A 16,293-nucleotide genomic window follows, 5' to 3' on the forward strand; every position below is an offset into this window, starting at 1 on the left:
TGATGGTTAACTTTAAAGTATAAAATTAAACGTCATGGAATTAAAGAAGAACCCAAGAGCCAATGTAGGTCGAAACAGCAGTTTATATTTTGCTGTTGGCTTAAACGTAATGTTACTCCTTACATACTTAGGATTAGAACATAAGACTTACGAAACAGAGACGGTTAAGGCAGATATCTTAATGCTAACAGAACAATTGGAAGAAGATATTCCTATTACAACTATTAATATTCCACCACCACCTCCACCACCAAAAACGATAGTTTCTGAAGCTATAACTGTAGTAGAAGACGTTGTAGAAATAGAGGAAACAGTTGTTGAAAGTAGTGAGATTGGGCAAGATGATATTATCGAAGAACGTGTTGTAAGTGTAGATGAAGTAGAAGTAGAAGAAGTTGAGGAAGATATAGAAGTGCCATTTGCAGTTATAGAAAAAGTACCTCAATTCCCAGGATGTACAGGTAACAACGATGAATTAAAGGCTTGTTTCCAAGAAAAAATGCAAGAACACCTACAAAAGCATTTTAGATATCCTGATGCAGCAGCTGAGCTTGATATTCAAGGTAAAGTATTTGTATTCTTCTTAATAGACAAGCATGGTAAAGTAGCTAAGATTCAAACACGTGGACCTGATAAATTGTTAGAAACTGAAGCAGAGCGTATTATAAGCTTATTGCCAAAAATGGAACCAGGTAAACAACGTAATAAGCCAGTAGGTGTTCCTTATAGCATACCTATTAACTTTAAATTACAGAACAACTAATTATAACAAGTTGGTTTAGATAAATTTTTGATTGATTGCAGAACCTCTTCGAAAGAAGGGGTTTTGTTATTTATAGATTTGGATTTTGCAAAGAATACCAATTACAAAGTTCATTGTCATAAGTAAAAGTACCAGAAGGCTTTAAACCTATTTTCTTAAGAATAATATTAGAAACAGTATGCCTCACATAAGCAGCTGCACAAATTTCTTTGAGGTTTAGATCATTAAAACCATAATGTAAAGACGCAATTGAAGCTTCAGTTGCGTAACCATGTCCCCAAAATGCTTCTTTAAGTCTGTAGCCTAAATCATAATAATCAAATTCTTTGCGTATTTCACGTTCAAATTTTAGTCCACACCAACCTATAAATTCACCAGTATCTTTTTTTATAATCGCTAAACGACCAATTCCATAATCTTTGTACTGCTGTAAAATGCTTTTAATATAGCCACGAGACTCTTCAATTGATGTTACTGGATTGTTTCCTAAAAACTCGTGTACTTTAGGGTTAGAGTCTAACTCAAAGAAGTCTTTATCGTCATATTCTTTGATAGGTCTTAGGTAGAGACGTTCTGATTCTATTTTGATGTTCATTTCCACTTAATATTACAGCCCATACTTGGTTTTTGGTTAGGGTTTATGGTATCTTTGCTTAAAAGCGCATCCATAGCAGCTCTTAAATCTTCACCAGTAACAGGAATATCATTTCCTGGTCTAGATCCATCCAATAGCCCAGTATATACCAATTTTAAATCTTCATTAAAAAGAAAAAAATCTGGTGTGCATGCCGCATCATAAGTCTTTGCTACTTCTTGTGTTTCGTCATACAAATACGGAAAAGGATAGTGGTTTTCTTCGGCATGTGTTTTCATTTTATCAGGACCATCTTGTGGATAGTTTTCCACATCATTACTTGAGATAGCAATACAGTTAATACCTTTAGTCTTATAATCATTTGCCAATTTAACTAATTGTTCATTAACATGAATTACAAAAGGGCAGTGGTTGCAAATAAACATAACCAAAGTACCGTTTTTACCTTTAAGTTCGGTTAGTGATTTTGTTTGATTGTCTTTAGTATCTACTAAATTAAAATCTGGCGCCTTAGTGCCTAAAGGCAGCATATTTGATGGTGTTAAAGCCATTATATTTTTGTATTTTAGAAGTTTATTTAAAGTATTAAAAAAAATACTGAAATCAAAGATACGGCGTAGCCAAACAAGTTCAGCATGACAACAGATAATATAATAATATTTGAAGACTTTACAAAGGTAGATTTAAGGGTAGGAACTATTGTTGAAGTTAATGATTTTCCTAATGCTAAAAAATCAGCCTATCAACTCACTATAAATTTTGGTGACTTAGGAGTTAAAAAATCTTCTGCTCAGATTACGACACAGTACAAAAAAGAAGATTTAAAAAATCGTCAAATTGTCGCTGTCGTTAATTTCCCTAAAAAACAAATAGCCAATTTTATGAGTGAATGCCTTGTTGTTGGTGCAGTGAAAGAAAATGATGTGTTCTTATTGCATCCTGAAAATAAAGTTAAAAACGGCTCGCAGGTATCGTGATGTTTGTTTTGTTGTTTAACCGTTTAACTGTTAAATTGTTAAGATGTTTATTTGTTTAGTAAATTGTTAGGTTTTTAGTTTCACTACTCACTACATCTCATTTCTAAAGAAAATAGCGTTCATCAATAATTTATTAGTTCCATACCAAAACGCTCTAAAATTAGTGTTATCTGTAAAGGCCATGATTTTTCCTCTTCCAACTCTACCTGTTTTAAAGGGAATGGTTTGTTTTATGCTGTCTAAATTTTCTTCAGAAATATAACCGCTCATTAGTGGATTTGCGGTGTATTGAATGGGATTGTCATAACTATTCTTATTCGGTTTTATAAACAATGTTGTGTTTCTAAATAGCGCTAATTTATCATTTTTGTATCCAAAATTGACTGGGTGAGAACGGTCTAATGTTGTTTCAAAAATAGCACCACCAATAACTTGTGCTCCTCTAAAATTGCTTCGTTCTTCAAAAGATATAGTTTTTGCTTTTAGTGATTTTCTTTTCTTAAAATTAATCTTCATTAATTCTTTAGAATTTAGCCAACGCAAAGTACTTCTGTATGCTATAAGAGAACCACCATCTTGTAACCATTGCTTTAGCTTTTTAGTGTCACCATCGTCTAATGCCGAATAAGAATTTACCATAATAATGGTATTGTATCTGCTTAAATCAGCTCTGCCAAAGTTCTTTGTGTCTAGTTTTGTAGGAATGATATCGTATCTGGTATCCAACAAATGCCAAATCTCGCCAGCATCATAAGATGTGACTCCATCGCCAACTAACAACGCTATTTTAGGAAGCTCTAAAGCTCTAAAATTTCGGCTTCCGAGATCTATACCTTCATTTAGTCCTGTGGATACTGCGTCGATTATAATATGACTTTCTTGAGCAGCAGTATTTAAGAATGCATACAATGCAGAAGAATCCATATCTTGATTTTGTACAGGAATCATAATTGTACCATAATCGTAAGCCTTTCCATTAGCTTTAAAGTTTTTCATGCTTACCTTGGCACGAATTCTTTTTTTAAGAATTGAATTTAGAAGTTTTGGAGCATAATATTCATTCCAAGGAAATAGATAAGCATATTCGCTTTTTGAATTTACTCCACCTTGTAAATGTTTTAAATCATTTACAATATTGCCGGCCTTTTCCATGCTGGTTTCTGCATAATCGAGGTTAAATGCAAGAGGAAATGTCCATGCAGAAATATCATAAAACAAACTATCTTGAAACGTTGTGCGCTTTTCAAACATGGCATTTATGAGTCTTGTGTTCTTTTGGTTTTTAGGAATCACATAACTATACCCTTTTTTATAGGTTTTACCATCTAAGCCAACATCAGATTTTAAATGATGAAATTTTATTTTGTGACGTTTAAGGATTTCTGCTAAATGATAGGTTTTGGCTGCATCCTTTTCATCACCAAAGATTATGGCTTTGTTTCCTTCTTTTGAAGCTTCTCTACGTGCGTTTTTATAAAAATTATGTTGATATTCTAATAGTTCTTTTCGCATTCCATTTGCCGCTTCAAGCGTTGATAGTGCAGCTGTAAACTGGTTTTTAATAGTAAAAGGAAATGAAAGAATTCCGTTTTCACTTTCTTGAAGATGGCCCCGAGAGCTGGCTTGCTCAAATAAAATACCAATACCACCATTTATATCGGGAAACGTAGAACCTTTACCGTAATAGAAATCATCAAAACTTTCTTCAGAATAATATAAAGAGCCTATTTTATCTAACGCTTTAGCATGAAATTTGGCAATATCTTTTGTTAATTCCTGATTCATTTTTGGAGTTAAAGGATGTGTGCGTGATGGGATACCAGGTTGAAAAAAGAAACTCGCATTAGTGCCCATTTCGTGATGATCGGTTAAGATATTAGGTAACCACTCGTGAAATGTTTGTATACGTGCTCTAGACTCTGGTAACTGTACAGGTAGCCAATCTCTATTCATGTCAAACCAGTAGTGATTGGTGCGTCCACCAGGCCAGACTTCACTAAACTCTCTATCGTTAGGGTCTGCATTAAGATTTTTTCCACGATTAGTATTAGCCCAGTAGGCAAAGCGCTGTAAACCATCCGGATTTAATGAAGGGTCGAAGAGTATTACAGTGTTTTTTAGTAAATTTTCAATTTCAGAACCTTCTGCGGCTGCTAAATAATACGCTAACGCTAATGCAGCATTAGAGCCACTGGGTTCGTTACCATGTATAGAAAATCCCTGATACACTACTATGGGCATATCTTTAAAATTAGCCTTGTCTGTATCTGTAGCTTCTATATGTTGTGTTTTTATATGGTCTAACTTAGAATGATTACTTGGTGAGGTTATGGTTAGTAGAATTAATGGCCTGCCTTCAAAAGTTTGCCCTCTATCTTCTATACTTACACGATTTGAAACTTCAGCAAGTTCTCGCATATACTGCACAAGTTTATCGTGTGTAATGTGCCACTCGCCAACTTCATGTCCTACGATACTCTTGGGAGTTGGTATATTAGGATTATATATAACACCGTCTGGTAAATAATATGATAGATCTGTTTGTGGCTGTGAGAAAAGAGTAGCGGTAAATAAAAAGAAAACTAAAGCAATACGTTGCATGTACTTATTCGGTGTTGGTTAAGTTCTAAAAATAAAAAACCCTGACAAATTTTTGTCAGGGTTTTTATAATTTAACAGAAGTTGATTTTAGATGTCATCAAAACTTATGTCTGTAAAACTATCTGTACCACTTAAATCTTTTGAGGTTTTAGCTTCTTGAGCTACAAAATCGTCTTCTCGTTTAAAGTCTTTTTGGTGGCGCTCGCTTATCACTTCTTCACCTTTTTCAGAAATGATATAGTCCGTCATTTCAGCTAAAATTTCTTTAAACTCAGAAAAATCTTCCTTATAAAGGTAAATTTTATGCTTTTTATAATGATAAGAGCCGTCGTCGTTTGTAAATTTTTTACTTTCTGTAATGGTTAGGTAGTAATCTTCTGCTTTTGTTGCTCTAACGTCAAAGAAATAGGTTCGTCTTCCTGCGCGTAGTACTTTAGAATAAATTTCTTCTTTATCCGTCATTTCATAATCGCTCATAAATCAATCTTTTTTTAATTTATTCTCAAAAATCTAAAAAAAAAGTAAACTGACAAATAATTTATTGTATTTCTTTTTCGGATAGTTGTTTCAAGTAAAGTTCCTTATAATACCCTTCTACATTAATGAGGTTTTCATGGTTTCCCGTTTGCGTAATAATGCCATCTTCTAACACAATAATTTTGTCTGCGTTTTTTGCAGACGACACTCGATGACTAACTATAATAGTAGTTTTGTCTTTAGTTAGCCTAACTAAATTTTTTAGAATTTTTTCTTCAGTTTCTGTATCTACCGCGGATAAACAGTCATCAAACAGAAGTATTTCAGGCTTTTTAATAATAGCTCTTGCAATTGATACACGTTGCTTTTGCCCACCAGAAAGTGTGATGCCACGTTCGCCTAAAACTGTGTCGTAACCTTTACTAAAACCAATAATGTTTTTATGAACTTTGGCATCTTTGGCTGCTTCAATAACTTCATTATCTGTAGCATCTTCTTTACCAAACTTAATATTGTTTTTTATAGTATCTGAAAACAAAAATGCATCCTGTGGTACATATCCAATACTTTCCCTTAAACTGAATAGATTAAGCTCTGATATTTTTTTACTATCTATGAGAATGTTGCCATTATCTATGTCGTAAAGTCTACCAATAAGGTCTAAAATTGTTGATTTACCTGAGCCGGTTTTGCCTAATATTGCTAAAGTTTCTCCAGATTTTAAAGTGAAACTAACGTCTTTAAGCGCTTCAATATTAGTATCTGGATAAACGAAGGAAACATTCTTAAATTCAATATCACCTTTTATGGGTGTAAGTTTATTAACCGTATTCTGAATTTCTGGCTCGGTTTTTAGAAACTCATTAATACGTTCTTGTGAGGCTTCTGCTTGCTGCACTAAAGATGTAACCCAGCCCACAGTGGCTACAGGCCAGGTGAGCATATTTACATAAATGATGAACTCAGCAATGGTTCCGATATTTTCAATTTCACCATTCATATATTGCATTCCTCCGACATAAATAACAATGAGATTGCTAATGCCAATTAATAAAATCATTAATGGGAAGAAAAGAGCTTGTACCTTAGTTAGGTTAATTTGTTTTTGGCGGTTTTCTGCTGAAAGCCCTTCAAATTCATCGTTAGTTTTAGGTTCTATACCATAAGACTTTATTACCGAAATTCCACTAAAGGTTTCCTGCGCATAGGTAGACAATGTTGATAATGATTGTTGTACAATCGTACTGCGTTTATTGATTAATCTGCTCAATTTATAAATTGAAACAGATAAAATTGGTAATGGTAATAATGTGTATAGTGTAAGTGTTGGTGCTGTATTTACCATGTAGATAATTGCTACTGTAAATAAGGTAATTGTGTTTATGGTATACATTAGAGCAGGACCAACGTACATACGTACTTTACCAACATCTTCACTTATACGATTCATTAAATCTCCTGTACGGTTAGATTTATAAAAGTTTAAAGAAAGAATTTGATAATGCTTGTAGATCTCATTTTTTAAATCATACTCAATATATCTCGATACGTTTATTATAGTCTGACGCATTAAAAATGTAAACAAACCAGCTAAAACAGCAGCGCCAATGATTAACAAGACATTAGTAATAAGGCCTGTTTTAAAGACTTCGTAAGTAATTTTACCATTAAGTTTATCCGAGATAATATTTATGGAATCCCCTATGAAACGAGGTGTGAATAAGACAAATATCTTGGATACTATGGTAATAATCACACCTATGATTAATCGGTATCTGTATTTAAAGAAGTATTTATTTAGATGCTTTAGTGCCTTCATGTTGTATTTGGTCAGTCAAAAGTATTATGATAATCTGATTTTGACGTTAATATTTTGCTAATCCTCTAATTATAATTTATTTTTGCACGCTGTTTTTAAATTATTTTCAAACAGCCTTAAATCTTAATCAATAATGACTTCAGAATTAATAAGTTCTAAGGAACTTTCAAAAGCAGATCCTGTATTTGGTCAGGTTTCATTTGATGATCACGAGCAAATCGTTTTCTGCAACGACAAAGATACTGGTTTAAAAGCTATAATTGGCATCCATAACACTGTTTTAGGACCTGCACTAGGTGGTACCAGAATGTGGAATTATAATAATGAGTGGGAGGCACTAAATGATGTATTGCGTTTGTCTCGTGGTATGACATTTAAGTCTGCGATAACAGGATTAAATCTTGGTGGTGGTAAGGCTGTAATTATAGGTGATGCCAAAACTCAAAAAACTCCTGAGTTAATGAGACGTTTTGGTGAATTTGTACACTCTCTAAGCGGTAAATATATTACAGCAGAAGATGTAGGAATGGCTACCGAAGATATGGATACTGTAAGAGAAGTAACTCCATACGTAACAGGTATTTCTGAGAGCAAAGGTGGTGCTGGTAATCCTTCGCCAATTACAGCTTATGGTGTATTTATGGGTATGAAAGCTGCAGCAAAGTTTAAATACGGTTCAGATGTATTAGAAGATAAATCGGTTTACGTACAAGGTATTGGGCATGTTGGAGAAGCACTTGTTGAACATTTGGTGAATGAAGGTGCTAAAGTAACAATTGCTGATATTAACCAAGAACGACTTGAAGAAGTGCGTTCTAAGTACGGAGCTACAATATATGGAGGTAATGATATTTATAGTGAGCCTATGGATATTTATGCACCTTGTGCTTTGGGAGCAACTATTAATGATGATACCATAAATAGAATACAAGCAGATATTATCGCAGGTGCGGCTAACAATCAGTTAGCGGAAGAAGATAAGCATGGTAGAATTTTGCAAGAACGAGGTATTGTGTATGCTCCCGATTTCTTAATTAATGCTGGTGGGATAATAAATGTTTATGCGGAGTTAGAGAATTACGATAGACAAGAGATTATGCGTAAAACTGAAAATATTTATAATACAACGCTTGAAATTTTAGATAATGCTAAAGTAAATAATCTTACTACTAATACTGCTGCATTAAATATAGCAAGGGAACGTATAGAAACTCGTAAAAGAGAAAATTCTAAATAATTTTTTTCAGAGTTAAATAATAGTATTTTTGCAAGGTGAATCGAGAGCGATTCACCTTTTTTAATAACCTATAAAAAGCAGTTCTGTATACATGCTTAACAGAAGACATATTAGAATAAAAGTAATGCAATCATTGTACGCTTTTAAAGGTCATGAAAGTGATGACTTGGCAAAAGACGAGAAGTTTTTAATGCACAGTTTAGATAGCATGTTAGACTTGTACCTTTCTATCTTGGCTTTACTCACAGAATTGCACAAAAAGAGTAAGGATTACAATAGTAAGCTTCAGAAAAAACTATTAAGATCAGACTCAGATAGAAATCCAAACACTAAATTTCAAGACAACTTACTGTTAGGTATTATCAGTGATAATAAAATGTTGCAGGAGGTTATAACAAAACGAAAACTGAATTTTTGGGATTTAGATTTTGAGTACGTAGATATTTTATTCAAAGAGATAAAAAACAGTAAACTTTACGAAGATTATGTAAATAATTCGGAAACAGATTTAAAAACAGATAAGCAATTTATTTTAGATATCTACACAGAAATCATAGCGCCAAATGATAAGCTTTATGATTATTTTGAGGATAAAAAATTAACGTGGGTAGATGATTTTCCTGTGGTAAATACTGTACTTTTAAAAGTATTGGGCAAAATAAAGCTTACATCTCCAGAAACTAAATTATTGCCAGATTTATATAAGGACGAAGACGATAAAGAATTTGCCAAAGAATTATTCAAAAAGACAATATTGAATAACTCTAAATTTTCTGATGAAATATCTAAAAAGACTACCAATTGGGACACAGAGCGATTAGCAAGTTTAGATGGTTTATTGTTAAAAATGGCCTTGTGCGAATTTCAGAAATTTCCATCAATTCCTTATAAAGTAACTATTAATGAATATTTAGAGATAGCCAAAGAGTACTCCACACCAAAAAGTAGTTTGTTTATTAATGGCATACTAGATAAAATCGTGAAAGAATATCAGTCAAATAACTTACACGCAAAAACAGGGAGAGGACTAATGTAGTCGATTACGCTGTGTGTTTCTTTGGTACTTCTGTTAAGGACATTCTAAAAAATTTTAATTGCAGCGAATTATTGTTACCTTTGGCAACTTAGAAAATCAATAGTATTAATTAAAATATAAGTAATGAAAAAGATTATCTTAGGATTTAGTGCGTTATGCATGGTTGCTTTTACTTCTTGTAAAGACGATGCAGCTAGTAAAGTAAATTCAGAAAATGTAGCTGTTGCGGCAGAGAGAGATGCCAATGCTGGTGATTTCCCAGTGATCGAATTAGATAAAACTGTACACGATTTTGGTACAATTGAAAACGGTACTCCTGTAGAAACAATTTTTAAGTACACAAATAAAGGTAACTCTATGCTTGTAGTAAGTAATATTAAGAGTACTTGTGGTTGTACTGTACCATCTAACTATACAAAGGAAGTTGCACCAGGTGAAACAGGTCAGTTTACTGTAAAGTTTAATGGTAAAGGAAATGGTAAAGTATCTAAGTCTTTAACTATGACAACTAATACAGAAAAAGGAACTGAGGTAGTTAAAATTACAGCAATGGTTAACAATCCAGAAGCCGCTAAGAGAGCAGCGGAAAAAAAGGCAGCAGCAGCGAATGCAACACCAAAGAATCCGATGCTAAACACAAAAACATCAACAAAACCTGGCCACGAAGGTCATAACCACGACTAATTTATAATGGAAGGATTAGGTTCAGTTTTACCATTTGTAGCCATTTTCGCTGTGATGTATTTCTTTATGATTGCACCACAATTGAAGCGTCAAAAACAAGAAAAAAAGTTCGCTAGCGAAATGAAGCGTGGTGACCGTATAATTACAAAAAGCGGAATGCACGGTAAAATTGTAGAGTTAAACGATAAAGATAACAGCTGTGTTATAGAAACCTTAGCAGGTAAGATTAAGTTTGACCGTTCTGCAATTTCTATGGAAATGAGTAAAAAATTAAATACTCCAGCTAAAGCAAAGTAAGTTTGGATTATAATCATATGAATAAAGCCACTCAATTTTGAGTGGCTTTTTTAATGTATAGTTCTAACAGTTTTTGTATTTATCATACAGACCAACACCTTTAAGAATCATAGGTGTTATTTTTTTTATTCTAGATTGTTTTGTAGCTTCTCGTTTAGCCTCAATAATATGCTCACAATATTCTCTTTGTTTCCCTGGTGCTAATGATTTGAAAGCGTCTTTTAATTCTTGGTTAGTAGAGAGTATATTCTTTAATTCTATAGGGATAACAACAGCTTTAGTATTACGTTGAGGTTTTATCTCTTTACCTAAACGTTGATTTTCTATAGCCTCTTTCACATACTTTAGAACAGCACTTTTATTGATATCTGCTTTAGATTCAAAACGCATTTGCCTTAAGGCTTTCGTTTTGTTCTCTTGAGCGTTGATGAGTAACTTAGCTTCATCTTTTAAAAAGACACCTTGAAAAAACCAAATACCAAAATGGTTTTTAAAAGCACCAAGACCAACAACATTTTTTCCATCTAGAGTATAAGTAGGCGCGCTCCATTTTAGAGTTTCTTCTAATTCGGTAGAATTAATAATATCTCTAAGTATAGAGAGCTCTTCTCCAAAGTGTGCATTTACTTCTATATATTCTTCAACTGATGAGACTTTTTTCATTTTAACAAGGTTTTAAGGTTCAAATTTACATTTTTCTACAATTTGAGTTTTGTTTCATAAGTCTTTTATGAGTTACATTGCTTTTGTTGATGTGTAAATTTTGATTAAGTTTACAATAATTAGTTTGCTCTATCTACTATGTCTACTTCTTCATTATAATGTTGGTTATGGTACATTTTTAAATCAACCTATATTCTAAATTCGGTAAAATGAAGACGTCTTATTATCTCCTCTATACATTTATATTTCTGTTTGTTCATTTCAAAAAACATATAAATGTTCCAGAGTACCATCAAAGCACAGATTTTGAAATTACATCAGTTTCTAAAGCAAGTGAGTTAACAAGTTTAGGGCAATTGCGCTTATCTCTATATGAAAGTAATGCATTAGCAAATAATGAAACTGCAGCAGATGGAGTATTAATTTTTTTTGATACAGATGGAAGCAATGATGTTGATATAAATGATGCACCAGATATCACTAATCTAGATGAAAATTTTTCGATTAACAACAATGGTGTTTTGTTGAGTATAGAAACTAGAGCAGCACCAGTAGATCAAGAAGAAATTCAATTAGAGGTTAATACATACAGAAATACCAACTACACAATTGTAGCCGAAGGTATTTCTATGCAAAATGCTATAGCAACCTTATATGATAATTACGAGGATGTTTCTACTGAAATTCCACAAAACGGAATAATAAATTATGCGTATACTATAGATTTAGGTATTCCTCAATCAATTGCAGGAGATCGTTTCAAAATTATTTTTGAGGTAGAAACGTTATCAGGTTATAATATTAGTTTAGAGGATGTTTTTATGCATCCTAACCCAACTGATCTTGGCAAATTTTATGTAAATGTTCCATCGGGAGTAAACAATTTGGATATTTCAATTTATAACATATTAGGTTCCAAATTGTATTCAGGCTATGGATTTAAAGGTGGTAGAACAATAATGATTAATACTGATATATTGAGCGCAGGAACTTACTTCGTGGAGTTTAAATCTCAGGGTAAAACTATGATTAGGAAATTGATTGTCATTTGATAGAGAATTTGTCTGAATTACTAATTGCAAACTTTTATTCAAAGTTAGATTAGAATAGTCTTCTTCAGTATAGATCTTTATGAACGAGGTGAAAAAATCAGCTAATCTCTTTTGAGATATTCTAGAAATAATAATTGTATTTCTTTATTTTTATCAAATTATGCAATGCTGTTAAAAGAAAATATTAACATTTTAACGATTTATTTAACATTCCTTTAATATTGAAAACAATTTTTTACTACATTGAAGTGCTATTAATCATTAACTATCTAAACTTGTTTTCAATAATTACATTTACTCATTAGTTTAATTTCTTGTTTATAATACATTTTTGATTCTACAATACACTTGGTAATTAAAAATGTAAATCAGCATGCTTTTAACTAATAATCTCTACACAAGTTTACTTTTTTTGATTTAGGCATAGCATAAGTGATGCCCACTTTCTACAACTAACATACTACTGTCCTTATTATTAGGATGTTTTTGGTGTATATCAACTATTACTAACGTTAATTAACCATTCACTATGAGCAGTCATATTTTCAAATTCAATTCATCATAGATGGGCCAAAGGTCCCAATTTAAGATTCTAACCTAAATAGTAACTTAAAGTAAACTTTATGAAAAAAATTATTTATTTATGCGTTATCATGCTGATGTGTTGTTGGCAAAGTAATGCGCAATGTACTACAGCTGGATTTGGATTTTATGCCAATTTCACTGTAGATAATTCAGGTAACCAGCAAGAATGGGCAACTGATTTATGGACAGACGAAGCATCGACCGCATCCGGTTTTATCATCGGAGATGAGTACACGGTTGATGTTATTGCTGATGATGGCACTCCAAAATTTATTACCATTGCAGATAGTGCTGGTAATGTTGTGGCAAATGGATTATCTCCAATAACTTTTACGGCAACCGATGGTATTCACGATATTTTTCGTCATGATGATGATGGCTCCAGCGGTTGTACAGGTGCACAAGAAGCTCACACAGGCACAATTTCTAACCTCGATGGAGAACCTGAACCAGTACCAGATAACGATCTCTGTGTGGATGCTACTCCTATAACTTGTGGCAGTAGCGTCACAGGCTCAACAGCTGCTGCAACTGATACAGCAGGAAACCCTTCAAATGATGTGTTTTATTCTTTAGCTGGTACGGCAACTGGTGAGGAAATTACAGTTAGTTTGTGTGGATCTGGTTTTGATACCTTCCTTAGAGTATTAGATGCTTGTAATAGTACTGAGGTTGCAAATAATGATGATAGTGCCGCATGCGGTACATCTTCTTCTCAATTAACATTCGTCTCGGATGGGGTGTCAACATATATCATAATAGTGGAAGGTTACGTCAATCCATTTGGTGGTACTGGCGCATTTGGTGATTATTCATTAGAAGTGACTTGTGCGGCACCACCAGCATGTCCAGCACCAACAGATTTGACAGCTATACCAATAACTGATTCAAATGGTGTCTTGCTTGAATGGACACCTGGAGGTAATGAGTTTATTTTTGATGTTAGTGTTTCGCAACCTGGTGAAAATGAGCCCGATGGGTCTTTTCCTACAATCAATACCTCGGAAACAAATACAACATTTTCATCTCCTGCTCCAGGAGAAACCTTACTGTATTGGGTACGTGGTCGTTGTTCTGATGTGCCTTCTTTGGTCAGTGATTGGGTATCTGTGGAATATACGGCACCATTGCCACCACCAGCCAACGATGATTGTTCAGGAGCATTGCCATTGGATTGCGGCGTAACGGTAACGGGCAGCACAGAAGGAGCCACAGCATCAGGATTGGATGCTGAGTGTGACGGCTTTACATCTTCTGACGCTCAAGACCTGTTCTATACGTTTATAGCCGACGGAACGAGCAGCTATACGCTAAGCTTGGACGACGCTACAGGAGGCTTCACCTTCGATGGAGTCATGTTCGTTTATTCAGGCCCATGCGACGATCTTACGAGCCTAGCATGTAGCGATAGCGGCAGTCCAGAGGAAATCACCTTGGACGCCCCATCAGCAGGAACCTATACGGTAAGAATATTTGATTATTTCGGAACGGCCGACTTTACTTTAGACCTAACCTGTGTGGCACCACCAGAGTGTGTAGAGCCAACGATAGACAGTGTATCGGTAGTGGAGACCTGTAATGAGGTAGATGGCACAGGCACCTTCAACGTGGAGGTTGTGGTATCTGACGCAGGAGATGCAGGAACAGTGATCAGTGACGGCACAAATACATATCCAGTAATGGTAGGAACCATAGTAGCGGGACCATATAACAGTGGTGATACCGTGACCTTAACAGTAGACGCTACGGATGATGCCTGTGATGCGGACTTGGGAGAGTTTACCTTTACCTGTCCATTACCAGCACCAGCCAACGATCTATGTGCAGATGCGGAGATGGTAGCATGTGGTGATACCGTAATGGGAGATACCACAGCAGCCACTTCAGATTCAGAGCAGACATATTGTGGAACTCCAGCACCAAGTGCAACAAACGGAGGTGTTTGGTACACCTTTATGGGAGATGGAGGAGAAGCAACTTTCGATCTTACAGGATCGTCTTTCGACACTAAGATCTTTGTGTACACAGGAGTATGTGATGACCTAACCTGTTTAGATGGAGATGATGATGGTGGTGATAGTACAACATCGTCAATTACGGTAGAGACTATGGCAGGTACTACATATTATGTTTATGTAAGCGGCTTTGGTACAAATAGAGGCGCCTATACCATGAACGTATCATGTGTGGCACCGCCAGAGTGTGTAGAACCAACGATAGACAGCGTATCGGTAGAAGAGACCTGTAATGAGGTGGACGGTACAGGTACCTTCAACGTGGAGGTTGTTGTATCGGATGCAGGATCTTCAGGAACGGTGATCAGCGACGGTACAAACACATATCCAGTAATGGCAGGAACCGTAGTAGCGGGACCATACAACAGTGGTGATACCGTGACCTTAACAGTAGACGCTACGGATGATGCCTGTGATGCGGACCTGGGAGAGTTTACCTTTACCTGTCCAGAGCCGGCACCAGTTAACGACGACTGTTCAGGCGCATTGCCGTTGGATTGTGGCGTAACGGTAACGGGCAGTACGGAAGGAGCCACGGCATCTGGATTGGATGCTGAGTGTGACGGCTTTGCCTCTTCGGACGCCTTCGATCTGTTCTATACGTTTGTAGCGGACGGAACGAGCAGCTATACGCTAAGCTTGGACGATGCTACAGGAGGCTTTGCCTTTGATGGTGTGATGTTCGTTTATTCAGGCCCATGCGACGATCTTACGAGCCTAGCATGTAGCGATAGCGGCAGTCCAGAGGAAATCACCTTGGACGCCCCATCGGCAGGAACCTATACGGTAAGAATATTTGATTATTTCGGAACGGCCGACTTTACGTTAGACCTAACCTGTGTGGCACCACCAGAGTGTGTAGAGCCAACGATAGACAGCGTATCGGTAGTAGAGACCTGTAGTGAGGTGGACGGTACCGGGACCTTCAACGTGGAGGTTGTTGTATCGGATGCAGGATCTGCAGGAACGGTGATCAGCGACGGCACAAACACGTATCCAGTAATGGCAGGAACCGTAGTAGCGGGACCATACAACAGTGGTGATACCGTAACGTTAACAGTAGACGCTACGGATGATGCCTGTGATGCGGACCTGGGAGAGTTTACCTTTACCTGTCCAGAGCCGGCACCAGTTAACGACGACTGTTCAGGCGCATTGCCGTTGGATTGTGGCGTAACGGTAACGGGCAGTACGGAAGGAGCCACGGCATCCGGATTGGATGCTGAGTGTGACGGCTTTGCCTCTTCGGACGCCTTCGACCTGTTCTATACGTTTGTAGCGGACGGAACAAGCAGCTATACGCTAAGCTTGGACGACGCTACAGGAGGCTTTGCCTTTGATGGTGTGATGTTCGTTTATTCGGGCCCATGCGACGATCTTACGAGCCTAGCATGTAGCGATAGCGGCAGTCCAGAGGAAATCACCTTGGACGCCCCATCGGCAGGAACCTATACGGTAAGAATATTTGATTATTTCGGAACGGCCGACTTTA

At 35.8% G+C, this 16,293-nt stretch carries 14 protein-coding genes; 8 read left to right on the forward strand and 6 right to left on the reverse strand.

Going from position 1 to position 16,293, the window contains the following annotated elements:
* Positions 1–34 precede the first annotated feature (34 nt).
* Positions 35–763: an energy transducer TonB gene (locus tag FC091_RS08720; protein WP_138433882.1), complete on the forward strand. Its 729-nt coding sequence runs from the start codon at positions 35–37 to the stop codon at positions 761–763.
* A 70-nt stretch (positions 764–833) separates the two neighbouring features.
* Here the strand turns inward: FC091_RS08720 and FC091_RS08725 are convergent, their stop codons facing one another.
* The gene (locus FC091_RS08725; protein ID WP_138433883.1) at positions 834–1,358 is read right to left on the reverse strand and encodes a GNAT family N-acetyltransferase; all 525 of its coding nucleotides are present in this window, start codon (positions 1,356–1,358) and stop codon (positions 834–836) included.
* Positions 1,355–1,909 carry a thioredoxin family protein gene (locus tag FC091_RS08730; protein ID WP_138433884.1) on the reverse strand — a complete coding sequence of 185 codons (555 nt, stop codon included), beginning with the start codon at positions 1,907–1,909 and terminating at the stop codon, positions 1,355–1,357. Before FC091_RS08730 ends, FC091_RS08725 begins: the two co-directional genes overlap by 4 nt.
* A gap of 84 nt (positions 1,910–1,993) precedes the next feature.
* Here FC091_RS08730 and FC091_RS08735 point away from each other — a divergent pair, with 84 nt between their 5' ends.
* Positions 1,994–2,335, forward strand: a complete 342-nt coding sequence (locus FC091_RS08735) for a tRNA-binding protein (protein ID WP_138433885.1) — start codon at positions 1,994–1,996, stop codon at positions 2,333–2,335.
* A 90-nt stretch (positions 2,336–2,425) separates the two neighbouring features.
* Here FC091_RS08735 and FC091_RS08740 read toward each other — a convergent pair whose 3' ends face one another.
* The 3 genes from FC091_RS08740 to FC091_RS08750 form a co-directional block, all read right to left on the reverse strand.
* The gene (locus FC091_RS08740) at positions 2,426–4,936 is read right to left on the reverse strand and encodes a M14 family zinc carboxypeptidase (protein WP_138433886.1); all 2,511 of its coding nucleotides are present in this window, start codon (positions 4,934–4,936) and stop codon (positions 2,426–2,428) included.
* Between the two features lie 87 nt (positions 4,937–5,023).
* Complete coding sequence (locus tag FC091_RS08745) at positions 5,024–5,413, reverse strand: PUR family DNA/RNA-binding protein (protein ID WP_138433887.1); 390 nt, start codon at positions 5,411–5,413, stop codon at positions 5,024–5,026.
* Between the two features lie 61 nt (positions 5,414–5,474).
* A complete protein-coding gene (locus FC091_RS08750) occupies positions 5,475–7,232 on the reverse strand; it encodes an ABC transporter ATP-binding protein (RefSeq protein ID WP_138433888.1) in 1,758 nt (585 codons plus the stop codon).
* Positions 7,233–7,365: 133 nt separating this feature from the next.
* On the opposite strand from FC091_RS08750, the gene FC091_RS08755 reads away from it, so the two are divergent.
* The 4 genes from FC091_RS08755 to yajC all read left to right on the forward strand — a co-directional run bounded on the left by FC091_RS08755 (position 7,366) and on the right by yajC (position 10,486).
* Positions 7,366–8,469, forward strand: a complete 1,104-nt coding sequence (locus FC091_RS08755; protein WP_138433889.1) for a Glu/Leu/Phe/Val family dehydrogenase — start codon at positions 7,366–7,368, stop codon at positions 8,467–8,469.
* A 124-nt stretch (positions 8,470–8,593) separates the two neighbouring features.
* The gene (gene nusB / locus FC091_RS08760) at positions 8,594–9,505 is read left to right on the forward strand and encodes a transcription antitermination factor NusB (protein WP_138433890.1); all 912 of its coding nucleotides are present in this window, start codon (positions 8,594–8,596) and stop codon (positions 9,503–9,505) included.
* Positions 9,506–9,628: 123 nt separating this feature from the next.
* Positions 9,629–10,189, forward strand: a complete 561-nt coding sequence (locus FC091_RS08765) for a DUF1573 domain-containing protein (RefSeq protein ID WP_138433891.1) — start codon at positions 9,629–9,631, stop codon at positions 10,187–10,189.
* 6 nt (positions 10,190–10,195) lie between these two features.
* Entirely contained in the window at positions 10,196–10,486 is a 291-nt protein-coding gene (gene yajC, locus FC091_RS08770) for a preprotein translocase subunit YajC (protein ID WP_138433892.1), read from the forward strand.
* Positions 10,487–10,549: 63 nt separating this feature from the next.
* Here the strand turns inward: yajC and FC091_RS08775 are convergent, their stop codons facing one another.
* A complete protein-coding gene (locus FC091_RS08775; protein WP_138433893.1) occupies positions 10,550–11,149 on the reverse strand; it encodes a YdeI/OmpD-associated family protein in 600 nt (199 codons plus the stop codon).
* Between the two features lie 209 nt (positions 11,150–11,358).
* On the opposite strand from FC091_RS08775, the gene FC091_RS08780 reads away from it, so the two are divergent.
* Together FC091_RS08780 and FC091_RS08785 are read left to right on the forward strand one after the other, a co-directional pair.
* Complete coding sequence (locus FC091_RS08780; RefSeq protein ID WP_138433894.1) at positions 11,359–12,201, forward strand: T9SS type A sorting domain-containing protein; 843 nt, start codon at positions 11,359–11,361, stop codon at positions 12,199–12,201.
* A gap of 659 nt (positions 12,202–12,860) precedes the next feature.
* A partial coding sequence (locus FC091_RS08785) for a pre-peptidase C-terminal domain-containing protein (RefSeq protein WP_138433895.1) occupies positions 12,861–16,293 on the forward strand: 3,433 nt, incomplete at its 3' end.

Source organism: Winogradskyella algicola (genome assembly GCF_005869935.1).
Classification (GTDB): domain Bacteria; phylum Bacteroidota; class Bacteroidia; order Flavobacteriales; family Flavobacteriaceae; genus Winogradskyella; species Winogradskyella algicola.

Excerpts from the sequence above, each read along its gene's own strand:
- FC091_RS08720 (WP_138433882.1), top strand. The coding sequence starts at position 35 with ATGGAATTAAAGAAGAACCCAAGAGCCAATGTAGGTCGAAACAGCAGT.
- FC091_RS08725 (WP_138433883.1), bottom strand. The coding sequence starts at position 1,358 with ATGAACATCAAAATAGAATCAGAACGTCTCTACCTAAGACCTATCAAA.
- FC091_RS08730 (WP_138433884.1), bottom strand. The coding sequence starts at position 1,909 with ATGGCTTTAACACCATCAAATATGCTGCCTTTAGGCACTAAGGCGCCA.
- FC091_RS08735 (WP_138433885.1), top strand. The coding sequence starts at position 1,994 with ATGACAACAGATAATATAATAATATTTGAAGACTTTACAAAGGTAGAT.
- FC091_RS08740 (WP_138433886.1), bottom strand. The coding sequence starts at position 4,936 with ATGCAACGTATTGCTTTAGTTTTCTTTTTATTTACCGCTACTCTTTTC.
- FC091_RS08745 (WP_138433887.1), bottom strand. The coding sequence starts at position 5,413 with ATGAGCGATTATGAAATGACGGATAAAGAAGAAATTTATTCTAAAGTA.
- FC091_RS08750 (WP_138433888.1), bottom strand. The coding sequence starts at position 7,232 with ATGAAGGCACTAAAGCATCTAAATAAATACTTCTTTAAATACAGATAC.
- FC091_RS08755 (WP_138433889.1), top strand. The coding sequence starts at position 7,366 with ATGACTTCAGAATTAATAAGTTCTAAGGAACTTTCAAAAGCAGATCCT.
- nusB (WP_138433890.1), top strand. The coding sequence starts at position 8,594 with ATGCAATCATTGTACGCTTTTAAAGGTCATGAAAGTGATGACTTGGCA.
- FC091_RS08765 (WP_138433891.1), top strand. The coding sequence starts at position 9,629 with ATGAAAAAGATTATCTTAGGATTTAGTGCGTTATGCATGGTTGCTTTT.
- yajC (WP_138433892.1), top strand. The coding sequence starts at position 10,196 with ATGGAAGGATTAGGTTCAGTTTTACCATTTGTAGCCATTTTCGCTGTG.
- FC091_RS08775 (WP_138433893.1), bottom strand. The coding sequence starts at position 11,149 with ATGAAAAAAGTCTCATCAGTTGAAGAATATATAGAAGTAAATGCACAC.
- FC091_RS08780 (WP_138433894.1), top strand. The coding sequence starts at position 11,359 with ATGAAGACGTCTTATTATCTCCTCTATACATTTATATTTCTGTTTGTT.